This window comes from Bacillus kalamii, assembly GCF_047238185.1.
In the GTDB taxonomy this organism is placed as follows: Bacteria; Bacillota; Bacilli; order Bacillales; family DSM-1321; genus Bacillus_AD.
The window spans coordinates 1,363,945-1,382,126 of record NZ_JBDFMI010000001.1 but is presented as its reverse complement, the minus strand read 5'-3'; the positions used below and the strand labels follow the sequence as shown (position 1 = coordinate 1,382,126).

Sequence of the window (18,182 nt, the reverse complement as noted above, 5' to 3'; positions counted from 1 at the left end):
ACCATGCCATGCATAAATATGAAAAAATATGGCTAATTTTTGGGGTGGGAGCATTGCTAGTGTTTCTTACCGTTTTAGGAATCAGTGCATTTTATTTAGGGAATCAGCCGCCGAGCTGCCTCGCCACCATCGATCCTGAAAAAGTGGATCAAACGGAACCATTCGATAAACCGGGACTGCATAAAGTGAAAGGAAAAGATTGGGATTACGAGCTAGTATATGTAGCGCAGGCTTTTTCCTATAATCCAATGAAAGTGGAAATACCAAGAGGGGCAAAGGTCAAAGTGATGGCTACCACCAAAGACGTGATACATGGCTTTGAAGTAGCCGGAACCAATATAAATATGATGCTTGAGCCCGGTTTTATTTCAGAATATGTGACGACCTTCAATAAAGTAGGCGAACATCTGATTGTTTGTAATGAGTATTGTGGTGTCGGACACCATACAATGAATTCTAGAATTGAGGTGGTTGACAATGCAAAATAGTACGCTGATTAAGGTGGACCCAAAAGACGCAAAGTTATCCATGGCACACTTTTACGTTGCCTTCACTGCACTTGCTCTAGGGGGGTTAGCCGGGTTATTGCAGGTCCTTGTTCGGTCGGGGAAATTTGAATTGCCGCTTGGTATTACGTATTATCAAATTCTTACTGTTCATGGTGTATTATTGGGACTTATCCTAACTACATTCTTTATTATCGGTTTCCAATTGGCTGCCGTCAGCCGGACAACTGGGGCATTTAGTAACAAAGCAAGGACGGCCGGATGGATTGGTTTCATTACCATGACCATCGGGACTGCCATGGCTGCTGCCATGGTTTTACTTAACGAGGCTTCTGTCTTATTCACCTTCTACGCACCTTTACAGGCACACCCTATTTTTTATATCGGTTTAACATTGGTTGTTGTAGGAAGCTGGATATCAGGCGGAGCTCTTATTTCGAACTATGTTCGCTGGAGAAAACAAAATCCAGGAAAAGTAAGCCCGTTGTTGACCTTCATGGCTGTCATAAATACGGTACTTTGGATTGTTGCTACGATCGGCGTAGCAGCCACTGTCTTATTTCAAATGCTTCCGTGGTCACTAGGACTTGTTGATACGATCGATGTACTTGTTAGCAGAACCTTATTTTGGTATTTCGGGCATCCGCTCGTCTACTTTTGGCTATTGCCTGCCTATATGTGCTGGTATGTCGTCATTCCGAAAGTGCTGGGAACAAAAGTTTTCTCTGATTCACTTGCGCGGATGAGCTTTATTCTGTTTCTTCTCTTTTCAGTACCTGTCGGATTCCACCATCAGTTAATGGAGCCCGGCATTGACCCTGCTTGGAAGTTCCTGCAAGTAATTCTAACCTTTTTGGTTGTCATTCCATCCTTAATGACTGCCTTTTCCCTTTTTGGGACATTTGAAACGTATGGCCGCTCCAAAGGAGCAAAAGGGCTTTTTGGCTGGATCAAGAAGCTCCCATGGGGAGATGCCCGTTTTGTTGTTCCATTCATTGGCATGGTCGCCTTTATCCCTGCCGGTGCCGGAGGTATAGTCAATGCTTCCAACCAATTGAACCAGGTAGTCCATAATACAGTTTGGGTAACCGGCCATTTCCATTTAACATTGGCAACTTCGGTAGTCCTTACGTTCTTTGGCATTATGTATTGGCTTGTCCCACATTTGACCGGCCGAGTATTAACGCCGCAAATGAACAAATTGGCAATTATCCAGGCCATTCTTTGGTCCATCGGCATGGCATTCATGTCGGGAGCCATGCATGCAGCTGGATTACTGGGAGCGCCTCGCCGTTCTTCTTATTCCACTTATGGAGATTCGGCCCAGGCGATTGATTGGATTCCTTATCAAATCGCTCAAGCAATCGGCGGAACTATTCTATTCATCGGCATTGTATTAGTTCTGTACATTTTTATCAAACTGGCTTTCTTCGCTCCTAAAGGGGAGCAGGAGTTCCCCGTAGGCGAAAGTGATGAAGCAGCAGAAAAAGCGCCAATGGTTTTTGAAAATTGGAAATTATGGCTAGGTATAACAGTTGTTTTAATACTTTTTGCCTACACCATTCCTTTTATAGACATGATCCAAAATGCTCCTCCAGGTTCAAAAGGCTACAAATTATTCTAATTCATGCAAAAGGCCATCCGGTTATTGGAATGGCCTTTTGTATGTACTTTGGTTTCTTTTAAGCCATGACGGTTTTTTCTCAACACTTGCTCCTATTGCCGATAAACAGATAATCACGCCTCCAAGCATCTGAATATACGTTAAGCGGTCTCCAAATAGAAAAAGGCCGATCAGCATGGCAGTGAGTGGCTCTACGGTAGATAAGATAGATGCCTTACTGCTTTCAATTCCCTTAAGGCCTTCTGTATATAATAAAAATGCAGCAACAGTCGATAAACAGCATAACCCTCCAATGTACAGAAGCGCATGTGGATTCACTAAAACAGGAAATACCCTCCAAATTCTCACTGCTGGAACAAGGACGAGCGAAGCAACCAAAAATGTATAAAAAGAAATAGTGAAAGACGAATATTTAACCAGTGCGAATTTTCCGAAAATACTATAAAGCGCATACCCAAATCCAGCACTAAGCCCGATAATGTATCCCCATTTATTTCCCATCCCTGCCAACCCTTCCAGTCCAACCACCATCAGACAGCCGACCAATGTCAGAATAAGGAGCACAATTTTCGTAAAAGAAGCTTGTTCTTTTAAAAAGAGCACAGACATAACCATGACGAATGCAGGAGCTGTATAAAGAAGAATGACTGCAATCGACAGATTAAGCATATTAATACTAGTGAAGAAGGCCCAATTAAAAAAAGCAATACTGCAAAGGCCGGTGCCTATAAACAAATATGTATCTTTCCACTTTATTTTCAGCTGGTTCCGATATGTCAACAATCCGATCAAAAACAAAATGATGGCTGAAAACAACACTCTTATTGTAACAATTTCCAGCTCAGAGAGGCCTAATTTGCTTAAGCCTTTTACAAACAACCCAATCATGCCCCAAAAAAAGGCTGCCGTAATAACCATTACACTGTATTTGTATGTTGCATTCGCCAAGATCCCCATCCCCCATATTCAGCATCATAATTGAAAAGGGGGATGGATCCATCCCCCTTTAGGTCATTTACAGCGCATAAACCCGACTGTATTTATCTTTCAGGTAATCAATCAAATATTGTACATTCAAGCCTTCGCCTGTAATATCTTTCAGTAATTGAAGCGGCTCTTTCATTTTTCCATACCGGTGAATATGGGTATTCAACCAATCTTTTATCGGTTTAATGTTTCCTTCTTCTAGCAATTGGTCGAATTCAGGAATATCCTTCAGCATGGTCTGTTTGAATTGCGCTGCATACATATACCCTAGTGCATAAGAAGGGAAATAGCCAAAACTTCCTCCTGCCCAGTGGACGTCCTGTAGGACACCTTGCCCATCATTGCCTGGTTCAACGCCTAAGTATTCTTTGTATTTAGCATTCCATACAGTAGGCAAATCCTTCACTTCAATTTCTTGGTTGAACAATGCTTTTTCAATTTCATAACGGACCATTACATGCAGAGGGTATGTCAATTCATCTGCTTCTATCCGGATTAAGGACGGTTTAGCTTCATTGATCGCTCTGTAATAGTCTTCCATTGATACTCCGTCAAACTGCGGGGAAGCCTCTTGCAGATCTTTATAATTCTTTTTCCAAAAGCCGATATTTCTCCCCACGAAGTTTTCAAAAAACAAGGATTGGGATTCATGGATTCCCATAGATGTACCCGAAGCCAACGGCGTCCCAATCAAATCAGGTGATACATTCTGTTCATAAATGGCATGGCCGCACTCATGGATTGTCCCGAAAACGGCTGAACGGAAGTCATTTTCATCATATTTAGTCGTAATCCGGACATCATTGCGGTTAATCGTGATTTCAAAGGGATGGACGGTTTCATCCAATCTGCCGGCCTCAAAATCGTATTGAAGCTGTTCCAGAATTTTTAGGCTGAACTCTTTTTGGTTTTCTTTCGGAAAATGCTTGAACAAAAATCCTGTCTCCGGTTTATGATCGCTTTCTGTCAATTGTTGAACCAAAGGGACAATTTCTTTACGGAGTTTGCCGAAAACGTCATCCAAAATATCGACCGTCATACCAGGTTCATACATATCGAGCAATGTGTTGTATTTATTGCCTTCATAACCCCAATATTCAATGAACTTGCGGTTAAAATCGACGATCTTTTCTAAATATGGCTGAAAAGAAGGGAAATCAGCATTTTTCTTTGCTTCCTCCCATGCACTTTCCGATTTGGAAACAAGCATTGTATATTCCTTGTATTCATTTGCCGGAATTTTTTTGTTGCGGTCATATTCTTTTTTGCATTCCGCCACTAATTTATTCGTAATTTCAGATAATTCTTTTTTGGCTTCTTCTGCACTTAGTTCCTCTATGTAAGATTTCATTTCTTCCGATGTACTCATTTCAAACACCTGCGATGATAGCATCCCAATTACTTCAGAACGCTGCTCTACTCCTTTTTTTGGAGCACCTGTGCGCAAATCCCAGAAAATCAATGAAAGAGCTTCATTGTATGCAGTCATTTTTTTGACATGTTCAAGAAATAAAGATTCTGTTTGTTTAATTGTCATTCTTTTTCCCCCTTTTTTCTTCCATTTTAACATAAACGCCTTCTTGCCATGTTATTTTATTTTCCATTCCGTAATTGCTGAACCCACTTATCACACCTCCCTAATCATGGAAAGGCCGGATTCAAATCCAATCATATAACCATCGACATCCTTTATGGAATTTTCCATCCATACCCCAAAATGGATGGTCTACAAATGGCCCATAGTCATTTTATGCATCCCATCCTTATTCCTCGTATAACGTGTCTAGCATCTTATGACTTTGGACGTCATAGCCATTCCAAGGTCCTTTATCCGGCCTGATATCAACCCTCACAGCCCAAAATAACAATTCGTTGTAGACCTTATTCAAACAGATACCATCCTCTATTTTAACAACAAAAAGCGAGCTGGCATTCCTAGCTCAGCTCGCTTCATGAAAAACTTGCATTTTTTCTATCGTACAATTGGCTCAACAGGCAAAACATCCAATATGGACTGCCGCACTTCTTGTGGCAATTCATCATCCAGCAGAATATGGATTTGGCCATGGTCACTGCTCGTTCTGATCAGGCGTCCTATACCCTGTCTTAACCTCAACAGCATATACGGCAGGTCCACTTCTTCGAATGCATTCTCGACTGCTTGGCGCTTAGCCTGGAATACAGGATCGTTAGGAGGGAACGGAAGCCCGTAAATAATCACATTATTCAATGATTTACCCGGGATGTCAAGTCCTTCCCATAAATGGTGCGTACAGAAAACAGATTCATCATGTGTTTGGAATTTCTTGACCGTTTCGCTAATTTCCTCGTCTCCTTCAAAGTAGATAGGGAACGGGAGATCATGGCCTTTCATATATTCCTTAAACTGATTCATACTCTCGAATGAGGGAAACAGGACAAGGCTTGATCCGTTATTTTCCATAATTGCCTTAGCGGCTGCCTCATTTTTTCTTTCGCTCTCTTTTTCCGGGAATGAAGCAAGCCAGATCTTCATCACTTCCTCATAATCAAACGGCGATTCAACAGAGAAATGCGCATAATCCTTAATTCCGAGTGAACCGGCTATATAGTCAAAGGAACCCTTTTCAGATAAAGTGGCAGATGAAAAAATATAAGGAATATCTTTTGAAAAGACTTCTTCAGCCAAAATATCGCTCACTAAGCGCGGCATGACTACTAGACTGCTTTTCGTGTCGTCCCTTTCAAGCCAAACGACTGCATTCTGGCCTCGCGAAAATAAGGAGAAAGAATATGAAATTTGTTCCAGATATTCTTCGCTGATTCTTACACTATATTCATCGACTGTGTGCAACTCTGCTTCAAAAACCAAGCTTTCAAGCACTTTTTCGATATGATCCTGCAATTCCTTTGCCTGCTTTTGAAGTGAGATTGCTGGCGGAAGCTCATAACGGTGTGAACCGGCGATCCGTTTACTGCTTTCCTTTAGGTTGCGGAAGAACATTTCATTTAAATAAATGGTATCTTCTATAAGCAATAATGTCTCTTCCCTCATATCATTTGCCAACAATGCCGTCAAAACGTCATCCATCATATCCTCAGAAATTTTATATGTTAACCCTTTTTGGGCTGAAAATTCAAGTAGATGCCCTTCATCGAAAATAACCGTGCTGTATTCAGGCAATAAAGGCAGTTGGCCTTCACGCTTGCGCGATTCTTTTGTCCAGACGTGCTCCATGAAAAAATCATGCGAACAAATAATCAAATCCTGTGATTTTCGGTAATAATCCCTTGATAGCGTTTGTCCGCAACGGTGGCGTTTTTCACAAGAAAAGCAATTTTGCATAGAATCCCAGCCGACTTTATTCCATTCATCATTGCTTAGATAAGAATAGCCTTTCCGGTCGCCATACACCTCAAATGCATTCATGCTTGTACGGTCATGGACAAAATCAGGCAATGAATCATGAAGCATATCTATATTTTCGCTGTCTTCGTTCATCACCGCTTTTTCTAGCTTATTCAGACAGACGTATTGGTCCCTTGATTTAGCAAGCCGTACATCGATATCCAACCCTAATGCCTCAGAGATTTTCGCTATGTCCCCTTCTTCTTTGACTAATTGTTCAATAAGCGTTTCATCCGCACAAGAAATAACCGCTGGTTGGTTTTTATAGCGTGCATAACAGATGGCATATAGAAGGTAAACAATCGTCTTCCCGGTTCCTACACCAGCCTCTGCAAATATCGTTTTTCTATCTTTAAAGGCTTTTTCAAGCTGGAATGCCATAAAAATTTGTTCATCCCTTAGTTCAAAACCCTTTTCAGGAAGAATGTCATAAAAGACATCGCCAATCCATTCGGAAAGTTTGTCATAGAAAGCATCGTTTTTCGTTACAGAAAATGGAAGAGTTTTTAGCATATATGATTTCCTTTCGATCCTAATAGTCATTTAAAGTAACACAAAGAAAAATTGGCAAGAAGGACTTCCTGCCAATTCAACTGTCTGTCACTGATATCCTTTTTTCGTTAACAAATGAGCTAACGCCCTAGCGGCATCTTCTTGAGCCATATTTAAATTCCTGACTCCTAACGAGGCCGGGCCATCCGTTGTTTGAAGCTGGCTTTGCGAACTGGAAATAGCTTTTAAAATACATTGAAAATCATGTGTTTGATTAATCACTGTTTTCTCTCCCTTATTAGCAATATGATCATTTTATGCCAATATCGGAAGGATTATGTATTAAGCCTGTTCTGTTCGTCTTGGACGCTTGCCCCAATATTGGTAGAAATCTGTACGGATGAAACCATTAAACAATTTACGTTTTTTTGTTGCCGGTTTTCCATAAAAACGTTCAAATCCCTCATGAGAAGTCAGCATATAGACAGACCAAGTCTCATACTGTGAAAAAACACGGCCCATATCGCGGTATAACTTCTCCACGTTCGGCTTATCGCTCAGGCGTTCCCCATATGGAGGATTACCGATAATCACACCTGATTGCTCGTACTTTTCATTTATTGCCAAATCGCTGGCCTGCATTTGCTTGAATGTGATTAAATCCCCGAGTCCTGCCTCCATGGCATTCTTTTTGGCGATTTCAATCATCTTATGATCAATGTCGCAGCCTGTGATATGTAAAGGCTGATCATAATTTGCAAGCTGGTCGGCTTCATCCCGCACATCTTCCCACAGCTGCGCAGAAATCCATGGCCATTGTTCCGAAACAAATTCTCGGTTAAAGCCCGGGGCAATATTTTGTCCGATTAAGGCTGCTTCGATTGGAATGGTGCCTGATCCACAAAAAGGATCAATGAAAGGCCGGTCGGGTGTCCATTTACTGATTAGGATTAATGCGGCCGCAAGCGTTTCTTTGAGCGGGGCATCGCCTTGTTCGACCCGGTAGCCTCTTTTATGGAGGCCAACTCCGGATGTATCCAATGTAATGGTGGCAACATCTTTCAACATAGAAATTTCAATTTTAAATAAAGGTCCGTTCTCCTCGAACCAGGCAATACGTTTATACGCCACTTTCAACCGCTCAACTATTGCCTTCTTCACAATTGCTTGGCAGTCGGAAATGCTATAAAGTTTTGATTTCACAGATTTACCTGAAACAGGAAACTCCCCGTCTTCCGTAATAAATTGTTCCCAAGGCAACTTTTTTGTTTGCTGAAACAATTCTTCAAACGTAAACGCCTTGAAACTGCCGATTTCAATTTTTACGCGGTCCGCGGTCCTAAGCCACATATTGGCGCGGACAATCGCCTTTTCATCGCCTTTGAATGTAACCCTGCCATTTTCAACAGTGCAATCATAGCCGAGATTTCTTACTTCCTGGGCAACAATTGCTTCAAGTCCCATGGCAGCTGTTGCAATTATCGTATATTGAGCCATTACATCACCTTTTAATTATAGTTAGCAAACCTGTTGGTTTCTTTTTATTCGTTATCTTCATTATTATAACAATAAAGACTCTCCTCTAAAAGGAGAGCCTTTTGTTGAATAATAAATGTCATTATTTTTGAAAACGCTCTGTAAGCCATGTTTTGTTCTATTGTACTGCAATCGACCCTAAGAGCCTCGTACAAAAGCGGCAATCATCTATCTACAGAACAAGTTCTGTCCTTTACCTCGTTCATTTCCGCGGTGAAAGGTGCCCCTACCTAAATTTGGGTTTCTCGCTCGTGGGGTTTACCCGTTCCACCCTCTCCATTTCTGGAAAGGCTACGTCACTGTGGCACTTTTATAGGGACAGGCCATATCCAAAAGGACTTAGGCGTGTACCCGGCCGTCAGCCAATCATGGCTGCCCTAGCTTATTTTTTCACTAGGCACGAACACTACAGGCATCGCAGCCTGTGCGAGCATGGACTTTCCTCTACCGGCTGCAAAAAGCGCCGGCAGCGATTACCCGAACGTTTCAAACATAACATCATTCATTATATTAGGTCCGCACATAAAATACAAGTAAAACAGTAAAACTAAAGCATCCTTTTTATGGAATCCCTATCATCTTAATAGGAAGCTTTCATCATTCATACAATTTATTGCCAAAAACATGCTTTTCCAAATTGGATAACCTCTTCAGGATATCAAAATTCGTTGTTCCCGGTGCTGCTTGCTGGTACGATGCAGGCTGGCGGCTTCCGCCCTCCTCTGCTTTTTTGCGCAATTTCATGTTTTCTTGTCTTAATTCTTCAATTTCTTGATGGAATGTTTCATAATCACGGATGACCAAATCCAAAAACTGATCCACGTCTTCAGGCTTGTATCCACGCATTCCTGACTTAAATTCTTTTTCTAATATATCTTTCGCCGTTAATTTAATCTTATCTGACAGCATTGAATTCACCTCTATACATACGCCATTCATTGACTTTATTTTTATTTTTTCAAAAACATCAGACTTTGTCAATTTATCTTTCGCAAATCATGAAAATTATTATTGTTTTATTCAAAGTATGCTTCTAATCCCATTCATTAGTATGCTCCAAGCCCGCTTCTTCTATTAGTTGCTGTAATTCATAGAAATCAACTTGGATAACCTGATAATGATGTTTATCCTGATAGCGTTTAGCTGCATTCCAAATATACTTTGGGCTTCCTTCATTCTCTTCATCATATACAATGAGAATGCCATCGCTTTTATGCAAAAGGAATTGATCTCTGTTTTTAAACTGCTGGGGGCTTTCATAACCTTTCTTGCTGATAGAATCGACTAGATCTGCCTCTGCCATTATGTATTCATAATACTCTTTATTTTTTTCATTCCAATTAGAGTCTTGGTTTAAAAACGGGGTCAATACGCCCACCTTCAAGTCAGGGTATACGTTCCGCAAAGAAATGGCCACTTCAGCTGACCAGAGTTCAACCCCTAGCTGGCCTGAAATAAGGACCCACTCTAAGCCTTCTTCTGCTAACTGACCGATTCGATTGTATAGCGCCTTTTTAATAATGGCAACTTCAGGTGCATCATTTTTGAATATACCCAATTCCGTACTTTTATAACCTGTAACATATAAAACCTTGATTGGTCCCACTTCCTTCTGGTAAACTCCTTCCTTTTACGGAAAGCTGCCCCTTAAGAAACTGTATACAAAATGATCCTATCATCGAAGTAGTGTAACATATCGGCCGATCAATGGAAAGGGCTGGTGTCCAGCCCTAAAAACTCAAAAAAAAGGTCTGCGCGGATATCGCAATCCATGCATCATGCCGAAATCAGGATTTGGATAGATCATGCGCCTACCGTCTGTTGCTATGTTACCATCCATTTCACCGGCAGCACGTATAGCTTCATTCCTATTTTTGTGGTAGTGGGGAACGATATGAGTAATGACGTTTGTTTTTACCCTATGATTGACTGGATGAATAAAAAACGGAGCCATATTGCCATTATTCGCTGGTCTTCCAGGCTCTGCTTTAGGGTACATTCCACTTTCAGTTGGATGGTGGCCCATCTGAAACGGGACTTGCATCGATGCTGCCATGTGAAAGCCGTTCATTGGCCTATGCTTCATTTTGGGAGCAAAACCGCGATTTTTCCGCATTTTGTTCTCTCCTTCTTTTCTCATTTCTTTAACAGGATATGCTGTTATAGAATTAAGAGTGCCGCCCAGGCAAAGGATCTATTGCAAGAAAGCGTATGAACTTCCTTTCATTACGGAAAATAGGACAAGTGTTAAACAAAGGACAAAGAAAAACAACACAAAAATGGTTTTATGCATGGGTAACCCTCACTTCAAATTTATACATGGTTATAACCTCATCCATTCTACACGTTCTGATGTATGCCAACAACATATATTTTTGACTTTTTTCACTGTCTATGATAAATACAACTCCAGCCCTATTTGCAGTCACCAACAATTACCGCCCGGCATATGCTGTATCAGGCACTAGCCTACATCTTTCAATAAAGGAGAGCAGGATATGTCTAAGGACGAACAAAATCACTTGTCAAAAAGGAAAAACCCTGAATTTTTTTCAGACTTTGTCATGAACATGGATCAATTATTCAGCGGAAAGCCCCTGGGTAATATCCTTCAATCGATGGACGGCTTTTTCCATAACTCTTCCATTAATAGAAGTTTCCCTATTGAATTGATCGAAGAAGGGACACATTATGTAGTGAAAGCGAAGCTGCCCGGCATCCGGAAGCAGCAGATCAATATCGAAGTTATCAATCAAATGATGAATATTGCCATTTATAACGAAGAATCATTGGAACAGAAAAGTCCATCTGGCGAAACAGTCCGTTCACAAAGGTCAATCCAAGCCATCCAGCGAAATATTACATTCGTTAAGCCTATCGACGATCAGGGAATTACAGCAGAACATCGGGATGGACTCTTAGAAATAACAGTCCCGAAGCTAAAAGGAAAAGAAGTACAAATAAAACAATAAAAAACGGCAAGCTAAGCAGCTTGTCGTTTTTTACGCTCCGGTTGTTTTAAATATTCCTCCCAGCCCTTTGAACATACTCTGTACTTGGTTCACAGTCCCCATCATTTGGCCAGCCGTATTCATCATTTTATTCACATCGATTGAACCATCCTGCGTTTTAAACTGATTCATAATCGATTTTACACCGGAAGGCTGTGTTTTTTGCAAACTGCCCTGTTTAGGGTATGGATGGGGCACAGCTGTTTGGGGAACTTGTTGCTTCGGTTTTTGCAATGGATTGGCAAACGGAGAATGCCCTTTATTCATCTGCGGTCCATGATATGGCTGAAAGCCTTGTGGATAGGCGGCTCCCGGAAATGGACTTGAATTGGAGTAAGCATTCATTCCTTGATTGTTCGGATAGCTTTCATACATCGGCTGGTTAGGATATGAACTCATATAGGAATTATTCTGCTGTCCTTGGTATGGTCCCTGTGCATACTCATTATAGTTCGGCATATATTCTGCATGAGGCATTTGAAAAGGTTGAAACTGCTGGTTATAAGGCATGGGAATCCCCATTTGCGGCGACACATTCGCCGCAATCGAATCATCGATATGGATGGGCATTTGTTGTTGAATATGATCGTAATGCTGCATATTATATGGCTGATTGCCAACCTGAAAAACACTTTCCTGCTGCGTGTTGGAAAATCTGCCAGGGGGATTCGGAAATATCCTATTCATCGGTCTTCTCATTTGCATATTCTCCTTTCTACACATTCAGACTTCTATACCTTATTGTATGAAGATACAACCTAATAGGTGATATTGTCTCTATGAGAGAAAGGTTAAAAGGTCATTTGTCCAACTGCCGTACAAGGGTTCCCAACAAAAATCTAGTCGATTGGACATAGCTTTTGAATCGCTTATAGCTGGATTTATGCTGAAACGCTTGTACGCTTAATTGGCACATATTGTCCACTACCTGATCTAATTGCCGTTCGCCGAAAACATATCCATCCTGCTTAGCAATGCATTCTTCTATGCTTTCTCGCCATGTTTCAGCCATATCCTTTACTTTGTTCGCGAACGGTTCAATAACTGTATAAAAATCGTATTCCTCTTTTGTCTGGCGGGCATTTTCATAAATGCCGTCCATTTCTTCCAGCTTCACTACTAATTCTCTCGTTTCTTGAATGGCTTGTTCCATTATAGACCACCTCTCTATACCGTTATCATCTAGGATAATGGAAAGAGATTATTTCCACAAAACATACGCAATTTATCTATTTAGAGTGAATGGGCATTTCGATAACTGTATTCCGGTCTTGAGGTATTGGTGCGATTAATTGTTTTGGCATGTTTGGACAACTCTTTCTTGCTCGCTTCCTCCAAATCGCTGCACTCGTCAGCCAACATTTCCAAGGAGGCCAGTTGTTTCGCATACAGTACTGTTTGTTCTTTTTCAATAGCCAGCTGAAGCTTCTCCTCCAGTCCATCGAGAATGTCTGTCATTTCATCAATCATACTGATCATTTCACTCGCCATCGTCATATTATCCTTCATTCTCCGTTCCTCCCCGTATCTTTGATACCTCTTTATTCTCTCTTTAATGGGCGAACCCTTTGGCATTGACAAAACTAGAACTATATCGCCAAAGAAAGTGAAACAAATGGTTGGTTCGACATTTTGGTTGCATGTTTTACAAAGAGTCAGGAACACTATTCACAGGAGGTGTTGATCATGGGTAGAAACGATTCCAAAGAGCAAGAATTAAAAGAGCAAAAAAATAAAAATCATACATCAACAAAAGCAGGTCAAGGCAACCCTAAACTATCCGGGCCAGACCGCCCGTCCACTTAAGGGTTTTACCATTGCTCCCTGTAAATGAAAAAGCCGGCTCCAGAAATCGCCTGTCGATTTTTCGGGGCCGGCTTTTTTATCGGAATCGGAATCAGCTACCTCAATATATTTTTCAGGGAAGCAAACAGGCGGATTTCCCTTTGCTTTTTCTCATACTGTTCAGTCATATTCCAATTGGCAGTACCAACAACAGGATTCATCCATTTGCGTTTAATCGGTGTATAGGTATCCCAGCTTTCCAAATGCAGAAGCTCATGGTGTATGATTGGAAAACAAGCCCTTAGATAAGGGGTTTCTCTTTGTTTCCTGTATGAATAATACTGCTCATAATCCCTTCTGCTCCCCGTGTGCTCTGTATCAAGTGCAAACTGGTAAAACGCAGGAAACAATTCCGCTGAAAATAAGATGGAAGCAAGTTTTTTCCCTAAATAGATCCTCGCGCTTACTTTTTTGAATCCTGACACACTGGAACCGAATAACTCTCCCCTCTTAGTAGGAAAGATGACTGTACTAAAATGAAGCCTGTCCTGAATGGCAAATAGCGCAGTTTCAAAGATATTCTTGTTCTTCCCCTCCCCTTCTATAACCTGTCTCTGTATGACATTTTGTTCATTAATGATCATTGCACGCATTAATCTTTCCTTCTCTCGCCCCTTCACAAAGGCCTCCCATTCCTCTTTCATAAAATTCGACACAAAAAATGCCGGCAATAAATGAAACAAACTGGACTGCTTTTTCGTCGAATAATGGTATAGCAACAACTGTGGATAGGCATCACGGAAAATTAAGTAATTCGCCATCTCATAAGCCATGAATAATTCTCTTCTGACTTGTAGCGGCAATGCTTTGGAAAGGGTAGCCCCCTCCAAATCGCACATATTCCAGCCAGCGTTACGGGACACCATACTCGCAAGAAAGGACCAGCGGATTTCAGGATGTTGCTTAAAAAAAGACAAATAGGCAGCTGTTCTGCTAATATTATCTCGATTCCATGTATTCGTATGCCTAAAAATGGACGAAACTATTGCAGAAGAATCCATCTGTTGCCCATTATTTGAACGAAATACCGACAAAATGCCATCTCCTTTCTATCTAAAAAATAAAAAGTGTATAATCATCTATAGGTTGAAAGAATTCCAATAATTTTATTCAACATTTCAATTCTATATCTGTTATCATAGATTAGTGGTCAAGGGGGTAAATAAATGGTCTTTCATTATCCGAATGGCAGGAAATATTCTGCCGGCACTAAGGCCGGGCTTGCAAGTACACCTAAGGCATTGCAGATTAACTACGGAAGGCGCGGGATGACGCTAGAAGAGGATCTTAACGAAAGCAATGAGTACTATCTTTCCCAATCGATCGCAGTCATACACAAGAAGCCTACGCCCATACAGATTGTGGATGTCCATTATCCGAAAAGGAGCGCCGCTGTCATTAAAGAAGCCTATTTCAAACAAGCTTCAACAACCGATTACAATGGTGTGTATCGCGGAAGATACATTGATTTTGAAGCAAAGGAAACAAAAAACCACACATCTTTCCCTTTGCAGAACTTCCACGAACATCAGATACACCATATGGATCAAGTTATTCAACAAAAAGGGATTGCATTTATCATTATCCGATTTTCAACCCTTGAGGAAATATTCCTGATGGAAGCAAAACATATCATCTACTTTTGGAATCGAATGCTATCCGGAGGGAGAAAATCTATTACAAAAGAGGAAGTGGAATCCACTTCGCATAAGATCCCTATCACCTTTCAACCTAGGATTGACTATCTTAAAGTCATAGATAAGCTGATAGGGAAAGAATAGAAGGGTTTTGAGAAAGGAAGGTTAGCTGTAATGGCTGATAATTTTCAAACTAGAGAAGAACGACGCAAAAATATGCAACAACAGAGGAAAAGCAACAATTCAAATAGAAAAAAGAAACCAAAAGGCCTTTTCAAAAAAATCATGCTTAGCCTTATGGCATTAGTCATAATCGGGCTGATTGGCGGAGTCGCTGCATTTGCTTATTTCGCCAGCACTGCCCCTAAGCTGGACGAGGCACTCTTAAAAGATCCGGTTTCTTCCAAAATCTACTCGCAGGACAAAAAACTGATTGCCGAAGTGGGCAGGGAAAAGCGTGATTATGTCAGCTATGATGAAATACCAGACACTGTTGTGGACGCCGTACTGGCCACAGAGGATTCCCGTTTCTTCAAGCACCACGGAGTCGACGTACTGAGACTCGGCAGTGCCGTATGGGCCAACGTAACAAACGGCTTCGGCTCACAAGGGGCCAGCACGATCACCCAGCAGCTTGTGAAACGTTCTTTCCTGACGAATGAAAAGAAACTGAAACGGAAAGCGCAGGAATTATGGCTTTCCCTAAAAGTGGAACGAAAGTATTCCAAACAGGAAATTTTCGAAATGTATATCAATAAAATTTTCTATGGCGAACGGGCAAACGGTATCGCCACTGCAGCCAAAACCTATTTCGATAAAGACTTGAAGGACCTGACATTATCAGAAGCGGCCACCTTGGCTGGACTCCCGCAAAGCCCAACGCGCTATAATCCTTTCGAACATCCCGACCGGGCGGAAAAACGGCGGAATGTCGTCCTTCAATTGATGAACAGACATGGATATATTTCAAAGAGTGAAATGGAAAAAGCGCAAAGCGAATCATTGGAAAAATCGTTAGTGCCGGCAAGCAAACGGAATATTTCATCCAACACAGATCCATATGATTCATTTATTGACCAAGTCATAAAAGAAGTCAGCGACAAAACGGATTACAATATTTTCACGGACGGTCTTAAAGTATATACGTCCTTAGATAAAGATGCACAAGAATATCTATACGACTTATTGAACAAAAATGACCGCATACCGTATCCTAATAAAACTTTACAAGCTGGCGTCACATTGCTTGATACAAAAACGGGGGAAATTAAAGCAATCGGCGGCGGCAGAAACCAAACTGTTAAACGTGGCTTTAACTATGCAACACAATTAAAACGCCAGCCGGGTTCTACCATCAAACCGATCCTTGATTACGGCCCTGCTATCGAATACTTGAAATGGCCTACTGCACAGCCGATTGTCGATGAGCCATACAGCTATTCTGACGGAACACCTATTAACAACTACAATGACCGTCACCAAGGTGAAATGACCATTAGAATGGCTTTGGCTAAGTCATTGAACATCCCTGCTTTAAAAGCATTCCAGGCAGCAGGAAAAGATAAAGCAATGGAGTTCGGGAATAAATTGAACCTTGGATTCCAAGAGGATCACTTCTTCGAATCCTCAAGCATCGGCGGTGTGGCAAATATGTCCCCTCTGAAGCTGGCAGGTGCCTATAGCGCATTCGGCAATGAAGGTGTCTACAACGAGCCTTATGCCGTCACAAAAATTGTTCTTGGCGACAAAGAAACAACGATCGACTTGAAGCCTGAACCGAAAGTAGCCATGAAGGATTATACAGCCTTCATGATTACCGATATGTTAAAATCAGTCATGACATCCGGTACAGGTACACTGGCCAACATTCCAGGACTGCCTGTCGCTGGTAAGACCGGGACAACCAACTATACAGAGGAAGAACGCCAAAAATACGGCATAAACGAGAGAGATGCTGTTCCCGATTCCTGGTTCGCGGGCTATACGACGAATTATACGATAGCCGTATGGACTGGATATGAAAAGAAAAAAGACTATCTAGGAACAAATTCACAGCGGATTGCGAAGCTCATCTTCAAGGACCTTATGAGCCATGTTTCAGAGGATAAGCATACTAAGGATTTCACAAAGCCTAAGTCTGTAGAAGCCCATGCAATTGAAAAAGGAAGCAATCCTCCGGCAAAAGCAAGCGCCAATACACCAAAGGATCAAGTCACATACGAATACTTTGTACGTGGTCATGGACCAGCGAAGGAATCGAATAAATATAATAAGAAAACAGCAGCACCTAGCGGATTGTCTGTGCATTATGATGATGAAAGCAAGTCTGCCAAGCTTTCTTGGAGCTACCCTGACCAGGAGGACAAACAAGTAAGCTTCCAGATAAGCCAAAAGGTAGATGACGGTTCTGAGCAAACATTGACAACAACAACGGAGAAAGAATTCAGTGTCGCAAACCCTACACCAGGTTCGATCTATAAGTTCTATGTAAGGGCAATTGTCGATGGGCAGAAGAGCGATCCAACTTCAGCCTCAATCAAGATCCCAGGTGGAGAAGAGGATGAGCAGCCTGGCGAAGACGAGGACGATCAGGATAAACCGGACGATAGCCAACAGCCTGATAATCCGGATGATAACAATACACAAGCACCGGATAACGGACAGCAAGGCAATAATGGCAACGGAAATAACAATGGCAATGACCAAGGCAATGGAAACAATCAGGGTACGACCAATCCAGGCAATGGAAATAACAACGGCCAAGGCAATGGAAATGGCAGTGGACAAGGAAACGGCAATGGGTCTTCAGGAAACGGCTCCGGATCAAACAATGGAGGATCCGGCAATGGGTCTTCAGGAGGAGGAACTGGTTCAGGCACTGGAAATGGCGGTACTGATACCGGCTCAGGCAATACAGGAGGATCCGGAACAGGCGGTACTGGCGGTACTGGCGGTACTGGCGGTACTGGCGGTACTGGCAGCGGAACAAACGGTGCTGGAACAACTCCAGGGGCTAACACCCAAACTCATTCCAACACAAGGTCTTCTGTACTGCAGCAAATCATGTTATTCCCATTTGGATTGCCGGTTGAAAAACTCTTTCCATGGTTATAATGTCTTATAAGAAATGCTAAAAGCCATGCACAAATGTGCATG

At 41.8% G+C, this 18,182-nt stretch carries 17 protein-coding genes and 1 other RNA gene; 5 read left to right on the top strand and 13 right to left on the bottom strand.

Annotated features, from left to right (window positions below; genetic code table 11):
* The first annotated feature begins 8 nt into the window (after nucleotides 1-8).
* On the top strand, nucleotides 9-488 hold the full coding sequence (locus tag ABC357_RS06910) for a cytochrome c oxidase subunit II (RefSeq protein ID WP_412886797.1): 480 nt from the start codon (nucleotides 9-11) through the stop codon (nucleotides 486-488).
* Nucleotides 478-2,130 carry a b(o/a)3-type cytochrome-c oxidase subunit 1 gene (locus tag ABC357_RS06905; RefSeq protein WP_412886796.1) on the top strand — a complete coding sequence of 551 codons (1,653 nt, stop codon included), beginning with the start codon at nucleotides 478-480 and terminating at the stop codon, nucleotides 2,128-2,130. The genes ABC357_RS06910 and ABC357_RS06905 overlap by 11 nt, the downstream gene beginning before the upstream one ends.
* Nucleotides 2,131-2,151: 21 nt before the next feature.
* On the opposite strand, the gene ABC357_RS06900 is transcribed toward ABC357_RS06905, so the two are convergent.
* The 9 genes from ABC357_RS06900 to ABC357_RS06860 all read right to left on the bottom strand — a co-directional run bounded on the left by ABC357_RS06900 (nucleotide 2,152) and on the right by ABC357_RS06860 (nucleotide 10,649).
* Nucleotides 2,152-3,078, bottom strand: a complete 927-nt coding sequence (locus ABC357_RS06900; RefSeq protein ID WP_412886795.1) for a DMT family transporter — start codon at nucleotides 3,076-3,078, stop codon at nucleotides 2,152-2,154.
* A gap of 67 nt (nucleotides 3,079-3,145) precedes the next feature.
* Nucleotides 3,146-4,654, bottom strand: a complete 1,509-nt coding sequence (locus ABC357_RS06895; protein ID WP_412886794.1) for a carboxypeptidase M32 — start codon at nucleotides 4,652-4,654, stop codon at nucleotides 3,146-3,148.
* A 435-nt stretch (nucleotides 4,655-5,089) separates the two neighbouring features.
* The gene (locus ABC357_RS06890; RefSeq protein ID WP_412886793.1) at nucleotides 5,090-7,018 is read right to left on the bottom strand and encodes an ATP-dependent DNA helicase; all 1,929 of its coding nucleotides are present in this window, start codon (nucleotides 7,016-7,018) and stop codon (nucleotides 5,090-5,092) included.
* Nucleotides 7,019-7,105: 87 nt separating this feature from the next.
* Nucleotides 7,106-7,279 carry a hypothetical protein gene (locus ABC357_RS06885; RefSeq protein ID WP_412886792.1) on the bottom strand — a complete coding sequence of 58 codons (174 nt, stop codon included), beginning with the start codon at nucleotides 7,277-7,279 and terminating at the stop codon, nucleotides 7,106-7,108.
* 60 nt (nucleotides 7,280-7,339) lie between these two features.
* The gene (locus ABC357_RS06880) at nucleotides 7,340-8,494 is read right to left on the bottom strand and encodes a THUMP domain-containing class I SAM-dependent RNA methyltransferase (protein WP_412886791.1); all 1,155 of its coding nucleotides are present in this window, start codon (nucleotides 8,492-8,494) and stop codon (nucleotides 7,340-7,342) included.
* A gap of 136 nt (nucleotides 8,495-8,630) precedes the next feature.
* Nucleotides 8,631-9,018, bottom strand: an RNA gene (rnpB, locus tag ABC357_RS06875) — RNase P RNA component class B.
* Between the two features lie 112 nt (nucleotides 9,019-9,130).
* Nucleotides 9,131-9,442 carry a cell division regulator GpsB gene (gene gpsB / locus ABC357_RS06870; RefSeq protein WP_412886790.1) on the bottom strand — a complete coding sequence of 104 codons (312 nt, stop codon included), beginning with the start codon at nucleotides 9,440-9,442 and terminating at the stop codon, nucleotides 9,131-9,133.
* Between the two features lie 124 nt (nucleotides 9,443-9,566).
* Nucleotides 9,567-10,130, bottom strand: a complete 564-nt coding sequence (locus ABC357_RS06865) for an SLOG family protein (protein ID WP_412888599.1) — start codon at nucleotides 10,128-10,130, stop codon at nucleotides 9,567-9,569.
* A gap of 141 nt (nucleotides 10,131-10,271) precedes the next feature.
* Nucleotides 10,272-10,649: a hypothetical protein gene (locus ABC357_RS06860; RefSeq protein WP_412886789.1), complete on the bottom strand. Its 378-nt coding sequence runs from the start codon at nucleotides 10,647-10,649 to the stop codon at nucleotides 10,272-10,274.
* A 382-nt stretch (nucleotides 10,650-11,031) separates the two neighbouring features.
* Here ABC357_RS06860 and ABC357_RS06855 point away from each other — a divergent pair, with 382 nt between their 5' ends.
* On the top strand, nucleotides 11,032-11,505 hold the full coding sequence (locus tag ABC357_RS06855; protein ID WP_412886788.1) for an Hsp20/alpha crystallin family protein: 474 nt from the start codon (nucleotides 11,032-11,034) through the stop codon (nucleotides 11,503-11,505).
* 30 nt (nucleotides 11,506-11,535) lie between these two features.
* On the opposite strand, the gene ABC357_RS06850 is transcribed toward ABC357_RS06855, so the two are convergent.
* From ABC357_RS06850 to ABC357_RS06835, 4 genes are all read right to left on the bottom strand, one after another.
* The gene (locus tag ABC357_RS06850; RefSeq protein ID WP_412886787.1) at nucleotides 11,536-12,243 is read right to left on the bottom strand and encodes a YppG family protein; all 708 of its coding nucleotides are present in this window, start codon (nucleotides 12,241-12,243) and stop codon (nucleotides 11,536-11,538) included.
* Nucleotides 12,244-12,343: 100 nt separating this feature from the next.
* Nucleotides 12,344-12,697, bottom strand: a complete 354-nt coding sequence (locus tag ABC357_RS06845; RefSeq protein ID WP_412886786.1) for a DUF1798 family protein — start codon at nucleotides 12,695-12,697, stop codon at nucleotides 12,344-12,346.
* Between the two features lie 80 nt (nucleotides 12,698-12,777).
* On the bottom strand, nucleotides 12,778-13,053 hold the full coding sequence (locus tag ABC357_RS06840) for a hypothetical protein (protein ID WP_412886785.1): 276 nt from the start codon (nucleotides 13,051-13,053) through the stop codon (nucleotides 12,778-12,780).
* Between the two features lie 392 nt (nucleotides 13,054-13,445).
* Complete coding sequence (locus tag ABC357_RS06835) at nucleotides 13,446-14,423, bottom strand: DUF2515 family protein (protein ID WP_412886784.1); 978 nt, start codon at nucleotides 14,421-14,423, stop codon at nucleotides 13,446-13,448.
* Nucleotides 14,424-14,555: 132 nt separating this feature from the next.
* Here ABC357_RS06835 and recU point away from each other — a divergent pair, with 132 nt between their 5' ends.
* Together recU and ABC357_RS06825 are read left to right on the top strand one after the other, a co-directional pair.
* Entirely contained in the window at nucleotides 14,556-15,170 is a 615-nt protein-coding gene (gene recU, locus ABC357_RS06830) for a Holliday junction resolvase RecU (protein ID WP_412886783.1), read from the top strand.
* Between the two features lie 30 nt (nucleotides 15,171-15,200).
* Nucleotides 15,201-18,140, top strand: a complete 2,940-nt coding sequence (locus ABC357_RS06825) for a PBP1A family penicillin-binding protein (protein WP_412886782.1) — start codon at nucleotides 15,201-15,203, stop codon at nucleotides 18,138-18,140.
* Nucleotides 18,141-18,182: the final 42 nt, after the last annotated feature.